Origin of the sequence: Curtobacterium sp. MCBA15_012 (genome assembly GCF_001864935.2) — a bacterium.
Classification (GTDB): Bacteria; Actinomycetota; Actinomycetes; order Actinomycetales; family Microbacteriaceae; genus Curtobacterium.
Map to the genome: position 1 here is coordinate 1,837,519 of NZ_CP126267.1, position 19,970 is coordinate 1,857,488.

Genomic DNA, 19,970 nt, shown 5'->3' on the forward strand with positions numbered 1-19,970 from the left:
CGCGGCACCGGCCGGTCAGCCGACGTACGCGGCGAGGTGCTCCCCCGTGAGCGTCGACCGTGCGGCGACCAGGTCGGCGGGCGTCCCCGCGAAGACGACCTGGCCACCGTCGTGCCCGGCGCCCGGGCCGAGGTCGATGATCCAGTCGGCGTGCGCCATCACGGCCTGGTGGTGCTCGACCACCACGACCGTGCGCCCGTCGTCGACGAGCCGGTCGAGCAGGCCGAGCAGCTGCGCGACGTCGGCCAGGTGCAGGCCCGCGGTCGGTTCGTCGAGCACGATCACCCCGCCGGGCGTGCCGAGGTGCGTGGCGAGCTTGAGGCGCTGCCGTTCGCCTCCGGACAGGGTGGTCAACGGCTGCCCGATCGTCAGGTAGCCGAGGCCGACGTCGACGAGCCGGGTGGTCACCGCGTGCGCTGCCGGGACACGCGACTCCCCCGCGGCGAAGAAGCGCTCGGCCTCGGCGACCGACATCGCGAGGACCTCGCTGATGTCCTTCCCGCCGAGTCGGTAGGCGAGCACGGACTGGTCGAAGCGCTTGCCCTCGCACTCCGCGCACGGGGTCGACACGCCCGCCATCATGCCGAGGTCGACGTACAGCACCCCGGCGCCGTTGCATGCGGGGCAGGCACCCTCGGAGTTCGCGCTGAACAGCGCCGGCTTCACGCCGTTCACCTTCGCGAAGGCCTTGCGGACGGGTTCGAGCAGCCCCGTGTACGTCGCCGGGTTGCTGCGCCGCGAGCCGCGGATACCGCTCTGGTCGATCGCGACGACGTCGTCGCGACCGGCGAGGTACCCGTGGACGAGGCTGCTCTTGCCGGACCCGGCGACCCCGGTGACGACCGTGAGCACGCCCGTCGGGACGTCCACGTCGACGTCCCGGAGGTTGTGCCGGTCAGCTCCCCTGACCTCGATCGCACCCGTGGGTGGGCGGACCTCGTCCTTGACCGAGACACGGTCGTCGAGGTGGCGGCCGGTGACGGTGTCGCTCGCGCGGAGCCCCGCGACGGTGCCCTCGAAGCACAGCGTGCCGCCCTCGACCCCCGCCCCGGGCCCGAGGTCCACCACGTGGTCGGCGACGGCGATCACCTCGGGCTTGTGCTCGACGACGAGGACCGTGTTGCCCTTGTCGCGGAGCCGCAGCAGCAGGGCGTTCATGCGCTGCACGTCGTGCGGGTGCAGCCCGGTGCTCGGCTCGTCGAAGACGTACGTGACGTCGCTCAGGCTCGAGCCGAGGTGCTTCACCATCTTCACGCGCTGGCCCTCGCCACCCGAGAGCGTCCCCGTGGGCCGGTCGAGGGACAGGTACCCGAGGCCGATCTCGACGAACGAGTCCACCGCGTCCCGCAGTCCGTCGAGCAGCGGGCCCACCGACGGCGCGTCGAGTCCGTGCAGCCACGCCGCGAGGTCGGACACCTGCATCGCGCAGACGTCCGCGATGCTCCTGCCGTCGACGAGGGACGACCGGGCGGTGTCGTTGAGCCGGGTCCCGTCGCACGCGGGACAGGTCGTGAAGGTCACCGCGCGGTCGACGAAGGCACGGACGTGGGGCTGCATCGCCTCGCGGTCCTTCTGCAGGAACGACCGGCGAACGCGGGGCACGAGTCCCTCGTAGGTCATGTTGATGCCGGCGATCTTCAGCTTGGTCGGCTCGCGGTACAGCAGGTCGGCACGCTCCTGCTCGGTGAGGTCGCGCACCGGCTTGTCCTTGTCGACGAAGCCGGACTCGGCGTACATCCGCACCATCCAGCCGTCCGTGCCCCACCCCGGGACGGTGATCGCCCCGTCCGCCAGCGACCGGTCGGTGTCCAGGAGCTGCGTCAGGTCGATGTCCGTGACGGTGCCGCGGCCCTCGCAGTCGGCGCACATACCGCCGAGCCGCGAGAACGAGACCTTCTCGGCCTTCGCGTCCTTGCCCTTCTGCACCGTGATCGCCCCGCCGGCGGTCACGGTCGCGAGGTTGAACGAGAACGCGTTCGGTCCCCCGATGTGCGGCGTCCCGAGTCGACTGAACAGCAACCGGAGCATCGCGTTCGCGTCGGTGACCGTCCCCACCGTGGACCGGGGGTCGGCACCGATGCGTTCCTGGTCGACGACGATCGCGGTCGTGAGGCCGTCGAGCACGTCGACGTCGGGTCGCGCCGACGACGGCATGAAGCCCTGCAGGAAGGCGCTGTAGGTCTCGTTGATCATCCGCTGCGACTCGGCCGCGATCGTCGCGAAGACGAGCGAGCTCTTGCCGGACCCGGAGACACCGGTGAAGACCGTCAGCCGGCGCTTCGGCAGGTCGACGTCGAGGTCGCGGAGGTTGTTCTCGCGCGCACCGCGGACGCGGATCCGGTCGTGTCGGTCCGCCGCGTGGTCGGTGGCGTGCTGCATGTCAGGACGCTACTGCTCCGCGCCCCGCCCCCGCCACCCCCGGTCGGTGCCGGGGTCGGGCTTCAGACCGTGCCCGACCGCGCGGCGTGACGGCGCACGAGCTCCGGGAGCTCGGTAGGTTCGAACGGCTCGTCGGTGGCGTCGAGCTCGTCGGCGGTCCACCAGCGGGACGCGAGGATGTCGACGCGCTCGTCGTCGGTCCAGCCCGCCTCGGACAGCACGAAGCCCGGCGTGCGGACGACGTAGAACTCGCTGTGCCCGCGGTCGTGGTCGGCGAGGTCCCACTCGACGGTGAAGTCCCACGTCCACACCGGCTCGCCCGGGTCGTCGACGACGATGCCGGTCTCCTCGCGGAGCTCGCGCACCGCCGCGACCCGGTGCGACTCCCCCGGGTCGACGCCGCCGCCGGGCGTGATCCAGCGGTGGGACCCGTCGGACGACGGCGACCGCGTGTCCATCAGGAACACACGGTCGTCGGGGTCGAGGAGGATGATCCTGGAGGAACGGCGCAGGCCGGGCTTGGCGGTCACGTCCACGACGCTAGCCGGTCGGACGGTGGTCGCGCTGGCAGATCGACTCGCCGTCTCGTGCGGGTCGCGACCGGCGCGGACGCGCCGTCGGGCTGCCGCGCCGTCGGGCTGCCGCGCCGTCGGGCTGCCGCGCCGTCGGGCTGCCGCGCCGTCAGGCGGTGAAGCCGCTGACGTCGCCGACGAGCTTGGTGTGGTCGGCCGGGATCGGCTCCACCGCGGCGAGGGCGATCTCGGCCGCGAACTCGGACACGCTGTAGAGCTTGCCGACCTCCTGGCGTCGGCCCTCGATCGCGCCGGGGTTCAGGCGGTTGAGGAGCGTCGCGGTGATCGTGCCCTCGATCATGTCGCCGGAGACGACCACGAACTCGATGCCGACGGCCTCGAGCTGCGGGATGAGCTCGCGCAGGGCGAGCTCGCCCGCGCGCTTGCTCTTCGCGACCGGGACGTACTCGTCCATCGTCTCGGCGGTCTCGACGAAGTGGGCCTGGTGGCTCGTGACGAAGACGACGCGGGAGCCGGCCGGCATGTGCGGCACGGCGGTCTGGAGCATGTCGACCTGGGCGTCGCGGTTCAGGCGGAGGGCGTAGTCCTCGCCGAGGCCGCTCTCCATGCCGCCGGAGGCGTTGAGGACGAGCAGGTCGATGCCGCCCCACTCGGCCACGACCGCGTCGACCATCGCCTGCACCGACTCGTGGTCGGTGAGGTCGGCGCCGATCGCCAGGGCAGCGCCGCCGTCCGCGACGATCTTCTCGGCGATCTGCTCTGCGCGACGCGCCTTGTTGCGGTAGTTGACGACGACCTTCGCGCCGGCCTCGGCCAGGTACCCGACCGTGTCGGCGCCGATCCCGCGCGACGAACCCGTGACGAGTGCGCGCGTGTCGGCGAGGGATCCGGGGGCGAGGGGGTTCGTCACAGTCGTGTTCTCCAGGTCGCGGTACCGGCCGGTCGGCCGCCGACGAGCCTACCGCCCGGACCGACCACCACCGAGTCGACCGGCACCGAGCCGTCCCCTGCCGTGCGGTGCCGTCCGGTCCGGGACCGCGCCGAGCGGTGCCGAACGGTGCCGGGCGGTCCGTAACCGCGCCGTAGGTGGTCAGCCGACCCGGCGGGTGGACCGGTACCGTGGAGGCAAGAACACCGGCCGTCGCGACGCTGCACGCCGGAGCGCGCGACCGAGGGAGGGAGATCGCGTGAACATCGACTGGATCCAGACGGTCGTCTGGATCGGACTGACGCTGCTGCTGGGGGTCGTCGAGGTCTTCACCCTCGACTTCGTCTTCCTCATGCTCGCGGCGGGCGCGGCCGGCGGACTGATCGCCGGCCTGGTCGGCGCACCGTGGTGGCTGTCGGCCATCGTGGCCGCCGGGGTCGCGCTGCTCCTGCTCGCCGTCGTCCGCCCGCGCCTCCTCGTCGCCCTCGGCCGCAACGCCGATCCGCACCGCACCAACGTCGAGGGGCTCATCGGCCTCCCCGGGACCGTGGCCGTGGCCTTCACCACGTCCGCCCCCGGACAGGTCCGGCTCGCGAACGGCGAGACCTGGAGCGCCCGGCTCGCCGCCGACTCCCCCGACCGCACACCGCCGCTCGGCACCCCCGTGGTCGTCGAGTCCATCGAGGGGTCGACAGCCGTCGTCCGCCTCGGAGAAAGGGCCACCAAGTGACCATCTCAGCCGGGACGATCGCACTGCTCGTCCTCGTCCTCGTCGTCGTGATCTTCGTGATCGTCGTCCTGTCCCGCGCCATCCGGATCGTCCCCCAGGCGACCGCGGGCATCGTGGAACGCCTCGGGAAGTACCACAAGACCCTCAACCCCGGGTTGAACCTCCTGGTCCCGTTCATCGACCGTCTCCGCCCGCTGCTCGACATGCGCGAGCAGGTCGTGTCCTTCCCGCCGCAGCCGGTGATCACCGAGGACAACCTCGTCGTGTCGATCGACACCGTCGTCTACTTCCAGGTCACCGACGCGCGCGCCGCGACCTACGAGATCGCGAACTACCTCGGCGCCGTCGAGCAGCTCACGACGACCACGCTCCGCAACGTCGTCGGCGGTCTGAACCTCGAGGAGGCGCTGACGAGCCGCGACAACATCAACGGCCAGCTCCGCGTCGTCCTCGACGAGGCGACCGGCAAGTGGGGCATCCGCGTCGGCCGGGTCGAGCTCAAGGCGATCGAGCCGCCCGTGTCCATCCAGGACGCCATGGAGCAGCAGCTCCGCGCCGAGCGCAGCCGTCGTGCGGCGATCCTGCAGGCCGAGGGCACGAAGCAGTCGCAGATCCTCGAGGCGGAGGGCCAGCGGCAGGCCGCGATCCTCGCCGCCGAGGGTGACGCCAAGGCGCAGGTCCTCCGCGCCGAGGGCGAGGCCCAGGCCATCGCGACCGTCTTCGAGACGATCCACACGGGCGACCCGGACGAGAAGCTGCTCTCGTACCAGTACCTGCAGACCCTGCCGAAGATCGCCGAGGGCACCGCGAACAAGCTCTGGATGATCCCGAGCGAGTTCACCGAGGCGCTGTCGGGCATCGCGAAGGGCTTCACCGCGGGACGCTCGGGCTCCGGCCCGGTCACCGGTGGTGCCGGCGGGACGGACTTCCTGTCCCGGATCTCCGCACTCGCGAACGAGAGCCTCGCCAACACCGCGTCCGCCGGTGCCGCCGGGTCGGACCCCCGACCGGACGCGACCGCCGCGGACATCGTGCCCGACGCCGCGATCGACGAACGGCTCGCGGAGTCGAACCGCAGTGTCGACGAGAAGATCGCCGCGGCCGACGAGGCCGCACGGGGCGCGGCCGGTTCGACGACCGACCCGAGCACGGGGCAGGGCACGCCCGCCTGAGCACACCCGCACGCACGACGACGTCCGTCCCGGATCGATCCGGGACGGGCGTCGTCGTGTGTGGTGCGGTCAGGCGCCGCGTCGGGCCCGGAGGACCTGCAGGCGTTCCTGCAGGAGTTCCTCGAGCTCCTCGCGGGACCGCCGCTCGAGCAGCATGTCCCAGTGGGTCCTCGGCGCCTTGACGTCCTCGGCCGCGACCTCGACGGGGATCCCGTCATCGCCGAGGAGTCGACCCTCACGTCCGGAACGGGGCTCGGACCAGTTCGCGGGGACGTCCGCGTCGGCCGAGAACACGATGTCGAACGTCTCGCCCGACTCGGTCTGGTAGACCGCACGCTTGCGGTCCGAGAGCTCGACGCCCTCTTCGCTCTGGAGACTCTGGCTCCCGAGCCGCATGCCGCGGAGACTCCGATCAGCCATGTGTGTGCTCCTCTCGCTCGTCTGCCCTCCCCAACACTGTCCCACGCAGCATCAATCCCGGTGGGGCGCATTCACAGACCGTTCCCAGTGGGTGGTCGCGGCGGGCTTCCGGGACCGCGCAGCGTCGACCCGCCGGCGCGTGCGGACGTCGTCAGGGCCGGGCGGCGGTCGAGGTGGTCAGGGCCGGACGGTGGTCGACCGGCGGCGTGGCGACCACGGCGCGCATGCGAGGAGCGCGAGCAGCGCGCCGAGCGAGACCACCAGGGTGACCGAGCCGGACGCGACGGTCGCCGGCGTCGTCCCGGTGCCGAGCGGCACGTCGGTCACCATCGACGTCGCGGTGTACGCGGGGACCCGGTCGATCGTGCGTCCGGTCGGGTCGATCACCTGCGACGCCCCGACCGTGGAGATGTTCACGAGCGAGCGACCGGTCTCGACGGCACGCAACCTGGCGATCTCGAGCTGCTGCAGGTTCTCGTCGGTGCCGGAGAAGTCGGCGTTGTTCGTCTGCGCGAGGATCACCTGCGCTCCCCCGCGCGCCATGTCGTTCGTCAGACCGTCGTCGACGATGTCGAAGCAGACCGCGATGCCGGCCCGCACCCCGGCGACGGAGAGGACGTTCGGCTTCGTGCCCGGCGTGTAGTCGCGTTGGAGCAGCCCGATGAGCGACGGTGCGAGCTTCGAGAAGAACCACCGGTCCGGGACGTACTCGCCGAACGGCACCGGGCGCTTCTTGTCGTAGGACGACTGCCATCCGTCGGCGGTCCACACGAACGACGTGTTGTGCAGCACGCCCGTCGACGTCCGGGTGATCGCCCCCGCCACGATGGGCGCTCCGACGCTCGACACGACGCTGTCGAGCGCCTGCGCGACGACCGGCTGGACGCGCGGGTCGGCCTCCGCCGCCGCCTCGGGCCAGACGACCAGGTCCACACCCTTCGCGTCGACGTCGGTCGCGGCGACCTGGTCGGCGAGCACCTCGCCCGGCTGCGCCCGGTCGAAGTAGCCCGCGGGTCCGTTGCCCTGCACGGCCTCCACGCGGATGCTCCCGTCGACGCGGGTGGGCCACGCCGGGACCGCCAGGACGACCGCGACGAGCAGCCCGGCGGTGGCGATGCGGACCGGCAGCCGCAGCACGGCACCCGGTGCCCGCGGGACGACCAGGGCGAGCGACAGCACGACGGCCACGCAGTAGACGACGACGAACGTCACCCCGAGCACCCCGACGTAGGCGGCCAGGTGCGTGAACGGCCCCTGCGACTGCGACAGCCCGATGCGCCCCCACGCGAAGCCCTCGTACGGCCAACTGCCGGAGAACCACTCACGCCCGGTCCACAGTCCCGCGACGACGGCCGGCAGCCCCCACACCCGCCAGGCGGTCGACGGGAACACGCGCGCGACCCAGCGGTACGCGAGCGCGATCGCGACGCTGCCCAGGGCGAAGTACGCGGCCTCGAACAGCGCCAGCGCGAGCCAGGGCACCGGGCCGAGGTACCGGCCGGCCCACGAGATCGCCGGCAACCAGAACGCGGCCCCGGCGACGTAGCCGAGCCACGCGGCTCGGCGGGCCCGCTGTCCCATCGCCGCGAGCAGCATGCACGCCATCGCCGGGTACGCGAGGAACCACCAGCCGGGCGACGGGAAGGACAGGGCGAAGAGCAGCCCGCCGACGACGGCGAGCGGGAACGCGGTCCGGAGCGGCAGCGCCGCGAACTCGGACGCACCGGTGCCGACCGGACGCGACGCGGTCCAGCGCGACGACGGCCGTCGGCCCACCCCCGAGCGGACCGACGACGGGATGCCACCACGCGACGGGACGCCGCCGCGCGACGGACGCACCGCGATCTCGGGAGCCGGCACCGTGCCTCCCGTCAGACCGTCGCGTACGCGACGATGCCGCGGCGCACCGCGTCCGTCGCGCGCCGCGCGGTCTGGGCGAGTTCCTCGTCGCCGGCGTTCCGGACCTGGTCGAGGAGGTCGATGACCTGCTTCGACCAGCGGACGAAGTCACCGGCGGGCATGTCGAGCGTGCGCAGGACGTCGTCGAGCGAGGTGCCCGACGCCCAGCGGAACATCCCGACCGACATCGCCGGGGTGGGCGGCTGCGAGCCGGCCAGGCGGGCGTCGCGCTCGACGTCGTCGAGCCGCGCCCAGATCGTCAGGGTCTCGTCGAGCGCCGGGCGGAACGCGCCGCGGGGCAGGGCGTGCTCGGTGCCGGGGGCGTCCTCCCTCCGGGGCTGGTAGACGATCGTCGACGCCATCGCCGCGAGCTGTGCGGGCGTGAGGTCCTTCCAGACCCCGGCCTCGAGGCACTCGGCGACGAGCAGGTCCCGCTCGCCGTAGATCCGCTGCAGGCGTCGCCCGCCCGCAGCGACCGTGGCCTCGCCGTTCCCGGTGTCGACCAGGTAGCCGAGCTGGAGCAGGACGTCGGTGACGCGGTCGAACGTCGTCGCGACGGCACCCGTGCGCGACCGGATCTGCTGCACGAGCTTGTCGTGCGAGCGCTTGAGCTTGTACCAGCGCTCGGCCCAGCGGGCGTGCGCCTCGCGGTCCGGGCACGCGTGGCAGGGGTGGCGCTGCATCTGGCGACGCACCTCGGTGATCGCGGCCTGGCGCTCCTGCTTCGCGCCGTGCGACGCCTCGCGGCCGCCCGGCACGTTGGTGCGTTCGAGGTCGGACAGGCGTCGGCGCAGGGCGGCGTACTCGGTGAAGTCGCCGAGGTGGCACTGCATGGCCTGCTGGTAGCCGTCGAGCGACTCCTGCTGCGACCGGACCTTGCGCGCGAGGTCGACGACCGAACGGTCGGCCTGGAACTGCGCGAACGACGTCTCGAGGACCTCGCGCGTGCGCTGCCGGCCGAACTGGTCGATGAGGTTGACGGCCATGTTGTACGTCGGCTTGAACGACGAGTTCAGCGGGTAGGTGCGACGGCTCGCGAGCGACGCCACGGCCTGCGGGTCGAGGCCGTCCGACCACTGGATGACCGAGTGGCCCTCGACGTCGATCCCGCGGCGCCCGGCACGACCCGTGAGCTGCGTGTACTCCCCCGGCGTGATCGGCACGCGGGCCTCGCCGTTGAACTTCTCGAGCTTCTCGAGGACGACGGTGCGCGCGGGCATGTTCACGCCGAGCGCCAGGGTCTCGGTCGCGAACACGACCTTGAGGAGCTTGCGGCGGAACAGGTCCTCGACGACCTCCTTGAACGCCGGCAGGAGCCCGGCGTGGTGGGCGGCGACGCCCCGCTCGAGGCCCTCGAGCCACTCCCAGTACCCGAGCACGGCGAGGTCCTCGTCGAGCAGCGTGCGGCAGTGGTACTCCGCGGTCTCACGGATCTCGTTGCGCTCCTGCGCCGTCGTGAACGACACCCCGGACCGCAGGACCTGGCGCACGCCCTGGTCGCAGCCGTTGCGGCTGAACACGAAGAAGATCGCGGGCAGCAGCATCCGCTCGTCGAGCACGCGGGCGATCTGCTCGCGGAACATCTTCTCGGTGCGTGGACCCCGGCGCTCCGGGTACCCGCCGCGGCCGCGTCGCCCGCGCTGACCGCCGCCGTGCCGCTCGCTGCGCGCCGCTCCCCCGACCATGCGGAGCAGCTCGGGGTTGACGCGGTTCGTCGCCGCGGCACCGCTCGAGTCGAACAGGTCGACCATCTTCGACCCGACGAGCACGTGCTGCTCGAGCGGGACCGGGCGCTCCTCGGACACGATGACGTCGGTGTCGCCGCGGACGGTCTGCAGCCAGTCGCCGAACTCCTCGGCGTTCGAGACGGTCGCGCTGAGCGAGACGAGTCGGACCTCGGTCGGCAGGTGCAGGATCACCTCTTCCCACACCGCCCCGCGGAACCGGTCGGCGAGGTAGTGGACCTCGTCGAGCACGACCCACGCGAGGTCGTCGAGGAGGTCGGACCCGGCGTAGATCATGTTCCGGAGCACCTCGGTCGTCATCACGACGACGCGCGCCCGCGGGTTCACGTTGGTGTCACCGGTGAGGAGGCCGACCTCGGACTCGCCGTAGGCCTGCACGAGCTCGGCGTACTTCTGGTTGCTCAGCGCCTTCATCGGCGTCGTGTAGAAGACCTTCGCGGTGGGCTGCCGCATCGCCAGCCAGATGGCGAACTCGGCCACGATGGTCTTGCCCGCGCCGGTCGGAGCCGCGACCAGCACGCTCCGGCCCTGGTCGAGGGCGTCGCACGCCGCGGTCTGGAACGGGTCGAGGTCGAACCGCAGGTCGGTGCGGAACAACTCGAGGTTGCGTGAGCGGCTGCGGGACTTCGCGGCGGCGAACCGTTCGGCGGGACTCAGCTGGGTGGACATCAGGCTCCGTACTCCGCGTCGAGCTTCGCCTGGCGCTTCGCGGCGCGGCGGTCGTGCAGCCAGGTGATCGCACACGCGGCCACGTACAGCACGACCATCGGCACCGCGAGCAGGAACATCGAGACGACGTCGGCCGACGGGGTCACGATCGCGCAGAACACGAGGATGCAGAGGATCGCGACGCGCCAGGACTTGATGATCGACGCGGCGGACAGCACGCCGACGAAGTTGAGCAGGACGAGGAAGACCGGCAGCACGAACGCGATGCCGACCGCGACGATCAGCTTGATGACGAAGTCGTAGTACGCCTTGGCGTCGACGATCGACGTGTCCGACGACGACACGAAGCTGCCGAGGATGCCGACCACGTGCGGCAGGATGTACCACCCGAACCAGCAGCCGGCGAAGAACAGCGGGATCGCGGTGCCGAGGAACCCGAACACGTACTGCTTCTCGCGTCGCACGAGTGCGGGGACGATGAACGCCCACAGCTGGTACAGCCAGACCGGGCTCGAGATCACGATGCCGATCGTGATCGCGATCTGCAGCTTGAGGTCGAACGCACCCGTGATCATCGGGAAGTTCAGCTCGGCGGTGTGGCCGCCGACCTTCGCCAGCTGCGTGACCGGGGCGCGGAGCGCGTCGAGCACGAAGGGGGTGAGGAACCAGCCGCCGATCGCGCACACGGCGACCGCGACGACGGCCTTGAACAGGCGGTTGCGCAGCTCGATGAGGTGCTGCCCGAGCGACATGCGACCCTCGGTGTCCTTCTTCGGACGCCCGGGCCGCTTCGCCTGCCCGCTCGCGGTCGTCGAAGCCATGGACCGATCCTACGGGACGGGGACCGACAGGACGGCCGTGGCCGGGCGGACGCCCAGGGGGCGTCGAGGCGGACGGGAGGCGCGGTGCGGGGCCGCCACGGACCTCCCGTCCAGGACGCGCGGACGGGAGGCGCGTGACGGGCCCGGCACGTGCCTCCCGTCCGGCTGCGGGTCCGGTCCGGAGCGCGGGCCGCGGACAGTCGCCCCGCGGCGACGACGGGGTCGGCCGCTACTCGGCGGCGAGGGCCGCCTCGGCGAACGCGCGCACCGCCGCGCGCGCGGCGGGCGGGTGGATGACGACCGCGCGACCCGGCAGACCGGCCACGAGCCGGACCACGCCGTCGAAGCCGTTCGAGGCCGCGAGCCGGATGCGCACCCGGCCGTCGGCGTCCTCGTCGTCCGCGGTGTCGGCGAGGAAGTCGGCGACCAGGGGCAGGGACGAGCAGTCGAGCTCGACCGTGACGATGACGTCCTGGCTCGACTGCTGGAACAGCGTGTCGGGCAGTGTGACGTCGGCGAGCGACTTCTCGGCCGCGCGCTCGTCGACCCGGACGTCGGACATGCGGTCGAAGCGGAACGTGCGGATCGCCTGGCGGTCGAGGTCCCAGGCGCGGAGGTACCAGTCGGTGTCGATCGACTCGACGCGCAGCGGGTCCACGTGGCGGGTGCCGCCGCGGGTGCGCGGGCCGGCGTACTCGAACGTCAGGCCGCGGCAGTCCGACATCGCGCGGCGCACGGTCGCGAGGGTCGCGTCGTGCAGGTCCTGCCCGACGGCGACGTTGGACGCCGCTCCGCCGGCACCGCGGGAGAGCTTGGCCATCAGGGCGTGGATCGCGTCGCGGTCGGCTGCCTCGGGCAGGGCGGACAGGTACTGCAGACCGGCGATGAGCGCCGACGCCTCGCGTGCCGAGAGCCGGGGCGCGTCGTCGATCGCGACGAGGTTCGTCAGGACGATCATGTCGTTCTGCTCGAAGTCGTCCCACGCGATGTCGAACAGGTCGCCGTGCTGGTACTGCATCGTCTCGCCGGGGACGCCCGAGACCGCGATGAGCTCGACCGCGCGGCGGATGCGCTGCTCGGGGACACCGAAGTGCCGCGCGGCCTCGCGCACCGAGACGCGTTCGTGGTCGATGAGGTACGGGACGAGGACGAGCAGGAACGCGAGCTTGTCCTGCGCCTGCAGCGGTTGCTGGTCAGCCACGGTCGTCTCCCCCGGTGGTGTCGGCGGTGCCGGCTGCGTCGGTGTGGTCGGCGACCAGTGCCCGGAGCCGGGCGACCACGCGCTCGCGCAGGGCGGCGGGTTCGAGGACGCGGACCTCGGGGCCGAAGGCGGCGAGTTCCTCGGCGAGGATGTGCGGGTCGACGTGGTGCACGAGCAGGACGCCCTCGCCGTCGACCTCGGTCCCGCGGCGTCGTCGGAGTCGCCGTTCGGCGTCCGAGCCGGGCGCGACGGCGATGCGGGCCGTGCGCTCCGACCAGATGCGGTCGAGTTCCGCGAGGGCGCGCTCCCCCGCCCCGGCCGGCGCGGGGTGCTGACCGGCGTGGTGCGCGGTGACCGGTCCGACGATGCGCGAGAGCAGGTAGTTCTTCACGCTGTCGGTCGCGAACTCGTGGGCCGCGAGCATCCAGCGGCCGCCGTGCTGCACGAGCGCGAGCGGTGCGACGTCGCGCTGCCGGGGCTCGTGCTCGCCCGGGGTGATGTAGTCGAAGCGGACCGCAGCGGCCCGGTCGAGCGCCGATCGCAGCGGCTCGAAGGCCGTGTCACGCGTGCGGAGGCGCGGGGCGTACGCGGCGGTGCCGAGCGGACCGGCCGGGTCCTCGTCGGCGCCGGCGGAGCGGACCTTGAGCAGGGCACGGCGGGAGTCGGCGGACAGCGCGCCCTCACGCCACGCCATCGCGGCCAGGGAGAGCAGCGCGGACTCGTCGGGCGTGAACCGGACGTCGAGCGGCAGGTCGTACTCGCCCTTGGGGATCCGGTAGCGCAGCGTCTGGTTGTTCCCGGCTGCACCGGGCGTCTCGATCGTCTCGAGCGGGATGCCGAGCTCGCGGACGTCGTCCTTGTCACGCTCGAACTGCCGCTCGAGCGAGGCGTTGTCGCCGCCGGGGGTGAACCGCTGCCGGTAGCCCTGGACGTTGGCCAGGATCTCGGCCTTCGTCAGCCCCGACTCGGTCGAGAGCAGTGCCAGCACGAGGCTGAAGAGCCGCTCCTCGGCGGGCACGCGGGGAGCTCGGGTCGCTGGCACGAGCCCGATCCTACGGCAGCGCGGGTGCACCGGAGTGCACCCGCGCTGCGGTCGGTGAAGGGCTGTCCGTCAGCCGGCGATCCGGCCGACGATGTCGATCACGTAGACCGCGGGACCGCTCTGCTGGTGCACGACCGCGAGCACCTGGTCGCCCACGTGGTGGTCGACGAGGGCGTCCCGGACACCGTCCACGACCTGGCCCTTCGCGAGCGGCAGGGTGAGCGCGCCGCTGCCGTCCGACCAGCTGGAGCTCAGCACGGTCGAGCTGCCGCCGCCCTGCGGCCACGACACCGCGGTGAACTTCACGACGGCCGTGTCGCGCTCGGTGAGCTCGGCGCCGGACCCCTTGCGGAGCAGGTGCTGCTGGTCGTTCGCGGGCGCGCTCCAGGACGGGATCGTGATGCCGGGCTGGCCGGACGGCGCGAGCACGACCGCGGGCATGCCGTCGCCCGCGAGCTGCGGGGTCCCGGTGGCACGCGAGTCGAAGGCGCGCTCGACGTCGATCACGGCGACGACGGCGTCCTCGCTGCGGCGCGACTCGGTGCCGGCCGTTCCCGTCTGCGTGAAGGCGCTCTTCGGGATCGCGACCGCGAGGCGGTCGCCGACCCGGGCGCACTCGACGGCCTTGCCGATCGGACCGTACTTCTCGGCGCCGGCGGTGATCGGGTCGGACGGGCCGGTGTAGCCGCTCGACTGCACGGCCTTGCCGGTGGCGCCGTCGACGAGCGTGTAGTCGAGGACCACCGGGGTGCCCTCCTCGACCTGGCGGCCCTCGCCCGAGCGGAGCACCGAGACCTGCGTGCCGGTCGTCGTGAGGCCGGCGGGAACCGAGACCTTCGGCTCCTTGCCGAACGCGCCGGATGCGGTCACGGCGCGCGATGCGGCACCCGGCGTCGCGCAGTCGGAGGCGGCGGTGCCGGCTCCGCTCGCGGCGCAGCCGGTGAGGGAGGCTGCGAGGCCGATGGTGACCAGGAGTGCGGGGATGGTGCGCACGGACCCTCTTTCCGTTCGATGCAGGACGGGCACGGTGCGTAGCCTACCGGTCGCCCTCGTCGGTCCCGGCTCCGTCCGAGGCCTCGGCGGCGGCGACCTTGCGGGCCTGCGCGGCGGCCTGGCGGGCGACCTTGCGCAGCTTCTTGTCGCTCGCGGAGCGCTCCCCCACGGCGCCGGGGGTCCAGGCCTCGACGTCCTCGTCCGAGAACTCCGTCTTGCCTGCGCGACGCTTCAGGTTGGGCAGCACGACGCCGTCGGCGAGTCGTCGGGCGGTGACGAGGAAGCCGGTGTGGCCGACCATCCGGTGGTCGGGGCGGACGGCGAGGCCCTCGACGTGCCAGGTGCGCACGAGGGTCTCGCTCGACTGCGGATCGGTGAAGCGTCCGGTGTCACGGAGCGCCTCGGCCGTGCGGGACAGCTGCGTGACGGTCGCGACGTAGCAGACGACCAGGCCGCCGGGCACGAGGGCGTCGGCCGCGGCGTCGACGCACTCCCACGGCGCGAGCATGTCGAGCACGACGCGGTCGATGCTCTGCGGCTCGGTGGCCTCGGGCAGCGCCTCGACGAGGTCGCCGACCGTCACCGACCAGTTGTCCGGGACCGCACCGAGGAACGTGCCGACGTTGCCCTGGGCGATCGCGGCGAACTCGGCGCGACGCTCGAACGACTGCAGGCGGCCGGTCGGTCCGATCGCGCGGAGCAGGAACAGCGACAGCGCGCCGGACCCCACGCCGGCCTCGACCACGCGAGCGCCGGGGAACACGTCGGCGAAGGCCACGATCTGGGCGGCGTCCTTCGGGTAGACGATCGCGGCGCCGCGCGGCATCGACATGACGTAGTCGTTGAGCAGCGGTCGGAGCGCGAGGTACTCGTCCCCGGTGCTCGCGCGGATGACGGAGCCGTCCGGCTGCCCGATGACGTCGTCGTGCCGCAGGACGCCGCGGTGGGTGTGGTACTCGCCGGCGGTCTCGAGCGACAGGGTCGTGAGCTTGCCCTTCGGCCCGGTCAGCTGCACGCGGTCGCCCGCGCGGAACGGTCCGCGGGGCGGGGTGTGCGGGGCGCCGCCGGCGGTGTGCGGCAGGTCGGCCGGGACCGGGGCTGCCGGCTGCGCGGCGAACGGCTGCGCGTCGGTCTCCGGCAGCGCGTCGCCGGTGCCGTCCGTGTCCTCGGTGGTCGGGTGCTGGTCGCTCATGGTGTGCTCGTCCGTCGTCGGGTCGGTGCCGGTGGTGGGCTCGGTGCCCGTGGTGGGCTCGGTGCCCGTGGCGGGCTCGGTGCCGGTGGTGGTCCGGCCGCCCGGTGTCGGGGCGCCGGTGGTCATCGGGCGGCCGCCGCGGCGCGCGCGGTGAGCGCCGGGCCGGTCAGCTCGGCGAGCCGGTCGACGTCGACCCCCTGCAGCGTGGTGAGGTGCACGTCGCCGCCGTCGATCTCGGAGAGCGGCACGATGTGCTCGACGGCGACGGTGACCGCACCCGACGCGACGGCCGCGGCGACACCGGTGGCCGAGTCCTCGATCGCGACGCACGCGGTCGGCTCGACGCCGAGCTGCGCGGCGGCGGCCAGGTAGGCGTCCGGGTAGGGCTTCGGCCGGTCCACGTCGTCCCCGGCCACGACGACCCGGAAGCCGCGGGCACCGAAGGCCTCGGCGGCGACGAGGGCCATCTTGCGGCGGGACATCGTCACGAGCGCGGTCGGCACCCCGCGGTCGTGCAGCTCCTCGACGAGCTCGCGTGCGCCGGGACGCCACGGGAGCTCACCGGCGAGCAGGTGCTCCATCACGTAGTCGGTCATCCACTGGACGATCTCCTCGACCTCCATGTCGACGCCCTTGTCGCGGAGGATCTCACCGGAGCGCTCGAGGCCGCTGCCGACGAGCGACAGCCCGTCCTCGTGCGTCCACTCGGCGCCGTACCGGGCGGTCAGCTCGACCTGGGACCGCTGCCAGATCGGCTCGGTGTCGATGATCGTGCCGTCCATGTCCCACAGCACGGCTGCGGGCAGGACTCGGTCGGGGTGCTGGGCGGTCACGGGCGACGAGTCTAGCGGGCGGGGTTCCGCTGCACGCGGACGCCGGGACGGGCCGACCGGCGTCGGGCCTATCCTTGGGTACCCGTACCGCGTCGGTGTCCGCACCGTCGCGGCACGACCACCGCGACGGTCCCGGCACCGCCGCAGCACCCGTACCGTGTCCGGCCGCGCGCGTCCCGCGCGTGCCCGCTCCGACCCAGGAGGCCCCCGTGCCACAGCACTCCCCCTTCAGCGACGGACGACTGCTCGTCGTCGCGTTCGAGGGCTGGAACGACGCCGGAGAGGCGGCCAGCGGCCTCGCGCGACGGATCGTCGACGCGATGGGCCTCGAGGAGCTGCGCGATTTCGACGGCGAGCGGTACGTGGACTACCAGTTCAACCGCCCTGAGGTCGGCACCGCCGAGGACGGTTCCCGCGAGATCACCTGGCCGCGCATCGTCCTGCACGGCCCGGGCCCGGACGCCGCCGCCAGACGCGTCGTCTCCGCGACCGGCACCGAGATCGACCGCGACGTCTTCGTCCTCGTCGGCCCCGAGCCCTCGCGCACCTGGCGGAGCTTCTGCGCCGAGGTGGTCGACCTGGTCGACGTGCACGCCATCGACGCCGTCGTCTTCGTCGGCGCGATGCTCGCCGACGTCCCGCACACCCGACCGATCTCGGTGTTCGTGTCGAGCGACGACGCCGCGGTCCGGACGGCGCTCGACGTCGACCGCTCGACGTACGAGGGTCCGACCGGCATCCTCGGCGTGCTCGCCGACGCGGTGCACCGGGCCGGGATCACGACGCTGTCCCTCTGGGCGTCGGTGCCGCACTACGTGCACAACTCGCCCTCACCGAAGGCCACGCTCTCGCTGCTCGACAAGATCGAGGAGCTCACCGACGTGACCGTCCCGCGCGGCAGCCTGCTCGACGAGGCCACCGAGTGGGAGGAGGGCATCGACGCCCTCGCCGCCGACGACGAGGACATGGCCAGCTACATCGGCCAGCTCGAGCAGGCGCGCGACACGGTCGACTCCCCCGAGGCCTCGGGCGACGCGATCGCGCAGGAGTTCGAGCAGTACCTCCGCCGACGCGAGCGCAAGGACGGCAAGGACGGCGGCACGGCGGGTGGCGGGTTCCGTCCGCCGCAGCCGCCGCAGTAGACGCACCCACGTCACGGACGGGAGGCGCGGTGCCGGCTGGCACCGCGCCTCCCGTCCGTCGTGGGGTCGCGTCCCGCGTGCGTCCGGCCGCGCACCCCGGCGCACGGCGTGCGCACCCGCGCACGGGCGGCCCGGTGCGCTGCGCGGCCGTCCCCGGGTCAGCCCAGGCGGATGCCGAGGAGCGCGTCGACGAGGTCGACGAGCTCGGGCGTCACCGCGGTGCCGCCCGCGATCGCGGTGTCCACGGCGGCGACCGCACCCGGCGTGTCCAGGTCGTCGGCCACGCGGGCGCGGATCCGCGCCACCACGTCGGCGGCGTCGTCCGCGTGCCCGGCCGGCGCACCACCGGCCCACGCGTCCCAGGTCGCGAGGCGTGCCGTGGCGCTCGACAGCTCGCCGTCGAACCACTCCCAGTCGTCCGAGTACCGGTGCGACAGGAGCGCGAGGCGGATCGCGCGCGGGTCGGCGCCGTCGTCGAGCAGCCCGCGCACGGTGACGAGGTTGCCGAGCGACTTCGAGATCTTCTCGCCCTGGTAGGCGATCATCCCGGTGTGCACGAAGGCGTTCGCGAGCGGCTGGTGCGCGAGTGCGGCCGCGTGTCCGGCGCTCATCTCGTGGTGCGGGAAGACCAGGTCACTGCCACCGCCCTGCACGCTGATCGGCAGGCCGAGGCGGTCGCCGGCGATGACGCTGCACTCGATGTGCCAACCGGGGCGGCCGGGACCGACGACGGTGTCCCAGCTCGGCTCCCCCTCGCGGGCTGCTCGCCAGAGCAGCGGGTCGAGCGGATCGCGCTTGCCGGGGCGGTCGGGGTCGCCGCCGCGCTGGGCCGACAGGGTGGCCATGGTCTCGCGGTCGAGCCGGCTCTCGTCGCCGAGGGACCAGGCCTCGGTCGGACGGTTCACGTCGAAGTACAGGTCGTCACCAGCGGCGTCGGCGGTGGGGACCTCGTAGGCGTAGCCGGTCTCCTGCAGGAACGCGACGGCCTCGGCGACGCGGTCGACCTCGTCCGTCACGGCGACGTACTCGTCCGGCGGCAGGACGCGGAGTGCCTCCATGTCGCGGCGGAACAGGTCGATCTGCGAGGCGGCGAGCTCGCGCCAGTCGACGCCGTCGCGCGCGGCGCGTTCGAGCAGCGGGTCGTCGACGTCGGTCGTGTTCTGGGCGTACTCGACCTCGAGCCCGGCGTCGCGCCAGGCGCGGCCGAGCGTGTCGAACGCCAGGTAGGTCGCGGCGTGCCCGAGGTGGGTCGCGTCGTACGGCGTGATGCCGCAGACGTACAACGCCGCGCGGTCGTCACCGTGCGTCGGGTCCACCGGGTGCCCGGACGCCGTGTCGTGCACGACGGGACGTGGGCCCTCCCCGGGGACGTCGGGGACGGACGGGGCCTCCCAGGCCCTCACGGCTGGACCACTCCGAGCGACAGCAACACGATGAGCACGATACCGAGTGCGATCCGGTAGACCACGAAGGGCATGAAGCTGCGCTTGCTGATGTAGTTCATGAACGCCGCGATCACGACGAAGCCGACCACGAACGCGACGACCGTGGCGATGAGCGTGTCGGCGAGTCCGAACGGCGCGCCGGTGTCGCCGAGGCTCGTCGCCGCCTCGTAGAACCCGGAGAGGAAGACCGCGGGGACGGCGAGCAGGAAGGCGAACCGGGCGGCCGCCGGGCGGGTGTACCCGAGCGCGAGCCCCATCGACACCGTGGCACCCGAACGCGAGACGCCGGGGACGAGCGCGAGCATCTGCGCGACGCCGATGAGCAGACCGTTGCGGAAGGTCATCTGCTCGATCGGCTTGACCTTGCGCCCGACCACGTCGAGGACGCCCAGGACCACACCGAACACGATGAGGACCACCGCGACGATCCAGAGCGAGCGGAAGGTGGTCTCGATCGCGTCCTTGAGCACGAGTCCCGCGACGCCGATCGGGATCGTGCCGAGGATCACCAGCCAGCCGAGCCGGACGTCCGGGTCACCCTTCGGCACGTCGCGTCGGAACAGCGAGCGGAACCACCGACCGATGATCCGGGTGATGTCCGTCCAGAAGTAGATGAGCACCGCGGTCTCGGTGCCGAGCTGCGTGACGGCGGTGAACGCGGCACCGGGGTCCTCCGCGTCGGGCAGGAACAGGCCCACGATGCGCAGGTGCGCGCTCGAGGACACGGGCAGGAACTCGGTGAGCCCCTGCACGAAGCCGAGGAAGATCGCCTCGAGGATGTGCATCGTGCGGGCCTTTCAGGGGTCGGCAGGCAGGACGGTGCCGC

17 protein-coding genes are annotated in these 19,970 nt (G+C 72.6%); 3 read left to right on the forward strand and 14 right to left on the reverse strand.

Features of this window, described 5'->3' with window-relative positions:
* Nucleotides 1-15: 15 nt before the first annotated feature.
* The 3 genes from QOL15_RS08485 to QOL15_RS08495 form a co-directional block, all read right to left on the reverse strand.
* Nucleotides 16-2,379 carry an excinuclease ABC subunit UvrA gene (locus QOL15_RS08485; RefSeq protein ID WP_071247099.1) on the reverse strand — a complete coding sequence of 788 codons (2,364 nt, stop codon included), beginning with the start codon at nt 2,377-2,379 and terminating at the stop codon, nt 16-18.
* A gap of 62 nt (nt 2,380-2,441) precedes the next feature.
* Nucleotides 2,442-2,909, reverse strand: coding sequence for an NUDIX hydrolase (locus tag QOL15_RS08490; RefSeq protein ID WP_071247255.1), 468 nt, complete (start codon nt 2,907-2,909; stop codon nt 2,442-2,444).
* A 151-nt stretch (nt 2,910-3,060) separates the two neighbouring features.
* Nucleotides 3,061-3,822 carry an SDR family oxidoreductase gene (locus QOL15_RS08495; protein WP_065961630.1) on the reverse strand — a complete coding sequence of 254 codons (762 nt, stop codon included), beginning with the start codon at nt 3,820-3,822 and terminating at the stop codon, nt 3,061-3,063.
* A gap of 277 nt (nt 3,823-4,099) precedes the next feature.
* Between QOL15_RS08495 and QOL15_RS08500 the strand changes: the two genes are divergently transcribed.
* A complete protein-coding gene (locus QOL15_RS08500; RefSeq protein WP_065961631.1) occupies nt 4,100-4,570 on the forward strand; it encodes an NfeD family protein in 471 nt (156 codons plus the stop codon).
* Nucleotides 4,567-5,742, forward strand: a complete 1,176-nt coding sequence (locus tag QOL15_RS08505; protein ID WP_071247097.1) for an SPFH domain-containing protein — start codon at nt 4,567-4,569, stop codon at nt 5,740-5,742. Before QOL15_RS08500 ends, QOL15_RS08505 begins: the two co-directional genes overlap by 4 nt.
* A gap of 69 nt (nt 5,743-5,811) precedes the next feature.
* Here the strand turns inward: QOL15_RS08505 and QOL15_RS08510 are convergent, their stop codons facing one another.
* The 9 genes from QOL15_RS08510 to QOL15_RS08550 all read right to left on the reverse strand — a co-directional run bounded on the left by QOL15_RS08510 (nt 5,812) and on the right by QOL15_RS08550 (nt 16,557).
* Nucleotides 5,812-6,162, reverse strand: coding sequence for an RNA polymerase-binding protein RbpA (locus QOL15_RS08510; RefSeq protein ID WP_071247095.1), 351 nt, complete (start codon nt 6,160-6,162; stop codon nt 5,812-5,814).
* A 177-nt stretch (nt 6,163-6,339) separates the two neighbouring features.
* Nucleotides 6,340-8,022 (reverse strand): apolipoprotein N-acyltransferase, encoded by a 1,683-nt coding sequence (gene lnt / locus QOL15_RS08515; protein WP_254784108.1) that lies wholly within the window; start codon nt 8,020-8,022, stop codon nt 6,340-6,342.
* 11 nt (nt 8,023-8,033) lie between these two features.
* Nucleotides 8,034-10,475: an RNA helicase gene (locus QOL15_RS08520; RefSeq protein ID WP_071247093.1), complete on the reverse strand. Its 2,442-nt coding sequence runs from the start codon at nt 10,473-10,475 to the stop codon at nt 8,034-8,036.
* Nucleotides 10,475-11,227, reverse strand: coding sequence for a twin-arginine translocase subunit TatC (tatC, locus tag QOL15_RS08525; protein WP_071247250.1), 753 nt, complete (start codon nt 11,225-11,227; stop codon nt 10,475-10,477). The genes QOL15_RS08520 and tatC overlap by 1 nt, the downstream gene beginning before the upstream one ends.
* Before the next feature lie 298 nt (nt 11,228-11,525).
* Nucleotides 11,526-12,497, reverse strand: coding sequence for a YafY family protein (locus tag QOL15_RS08530; RefSeq protein WP_071247091.1), 972 nt, complete (start codon nt 12,495-12,497; stop codon nt 11,526-11,528).
* Nucleotides 12,490-13,539, reverse strand: a complete 1,050-nt coding sequence (locus tag QOL15_RS08535) for a YafY family protein (protein ID WP_071247089.1) — start codon at nt 13,537-13,539, stop codon at nt 12,490-12,492. The genes QOL15_RS08530 and QOL15_RS08535 overlap by 8 nt, the downstream gene beginning before the upstream one ends.
* Nucleotides 13,540-13,608: 69 nt before the next feature.
* The gene (locus tag QOL15_RS08540; protein ID WP_071247087.1) at nt 13,609-14,532 is read right to left on the reverse strand and encodes a hypothetical protein; all 924 of its coding nucleotides are present in this window, start codon (nt 14,530-14,532) and stop codon (nt 13,609-13,611) included.
* Nucleotides 14,533-14,575: 43 nt separating this feature from the next.
* Nucleotides 14,576-15,724, reverse strand: a complete 1,149-nt coding sequence (locus QOL15_RS08545) for a tRNA (adenine-N1)-methyltransferase (RefSeq protein ID WP_370692483.1) — start codon at nt 15,722-15,724, stop codon at nt 14,576-14,578.
* 122 nt (nt 15,725-15,846) lie between these two features.
* Nucleotides 15,847-16,557, reverse strand: a complete 711-nt coding sequence (locus QOL15_RS08550; RefSeq protein WP_254784107.1) for an HAD family phosphatase — start codon at nt 16,555-16,557, stop codon at nt 15,847-15,849.
* Between the two features lie 209 nt (nt 16,558-16,766).
* On the opposite strand from QOL15_RS08550, the gene QOL15_RS08555 reads away from it, so the two are divergent.
* Complete coding sequence (locus QOL15_RS08555; RefSeq protein ID WP_071247244.1) at nt 16,767-17,699, forward strand: proteasome assembly chaperone family protein; 933 nt, start codon at nt 16,767-16,769, stop codon at nt 17,697-17,699.
* A 158-nt stretch (nt 17,700-17,857) separates the two neighbouring features.
* Here the strand turns inward: QOL15_RS08555 and mshC are convergent, their stop codons facing one another.
* Together mshC and QOL15_RS08565 are read right to left on the reverse strand one after the other, a co-directional pair.
* Nucleotides 17,858-19,102 carry a cysteine--1-D-myo-inosityl 2-amino-2-deoxy-alpha-D-glucopyranoside ligase gene (gene mshC, locus QOL15_RS08560; protein WP_071247086.1) on the reverse strand — a complete coding sequence of 415 codons (1,245 nt, stop codon included), beginning with the start codon at nt 19,100-19,102 and terminating at the stop codon, nt 17,858-17,860.
* Nucleotides 19,099-19,929 (reverse strand): undecaprenyl-diphosphate phosphatase, encoded by an 831-nt coding sequence (locus QOL15_RS08565; protein ID WP_071247085.1) that lies wholly within the window; start codon nt 19,927-19,929, stop codon nt 19,099-19,101. The genes mshC and QOL15_RS08565 overlap by 4 nt, the downstream gene beginning before the upstream one ends.
* Between the last annotated feature and the right edge of the window lie 41 nt (nt 19,930-19,970).

Bases quoted from the DNA above. Each gene is read 5' to 3' on its own strand.
- QOL15_RS08485 (WP_071247099.1), bottom strand. From the start codon at position 2,379: ATGCAGCACGCCACCGACCACGCGGCGGACCGACACGACCGGATCCGC.
- QOL15_RS08510 (WP_071247095.1), bottom strand. From the start codon at position 6,162: ATGGCTGATCGGAGTCTCCGCGGCATGCGGCTCGGGAGCCAGAGTCTC.
- QOL15_RS08520 (WP_071247093.1), bottom strand. From the start codon at position 10,475: ATGTCCACCCAGCTGAGTCCCGCCGAACGGTTCGCCGCCGCGAAGTCC.
- tatC (WP_071247250.1), bottom strand. From the start codon at position 11,227: ATGTCGCTCGGGCAGCACCTCATCGAGCTGCGCAACCGCCTGTTCAAG.
- QOL15_RS08545 (WP_370692483.1), bottom strand. From the start codon at position 15,724: ATGAGCGACCAGCACCCGACCACCGAGGACACGGACGGCACCGGCGAC.
- QOL15_RS08565 (WP_071247085.1), bottom strand. From the start codon at position 19,929: ATGCACATCCTCGAGGCGATCTTCCTCGGCTTCGTGCAGGGGCTCACC.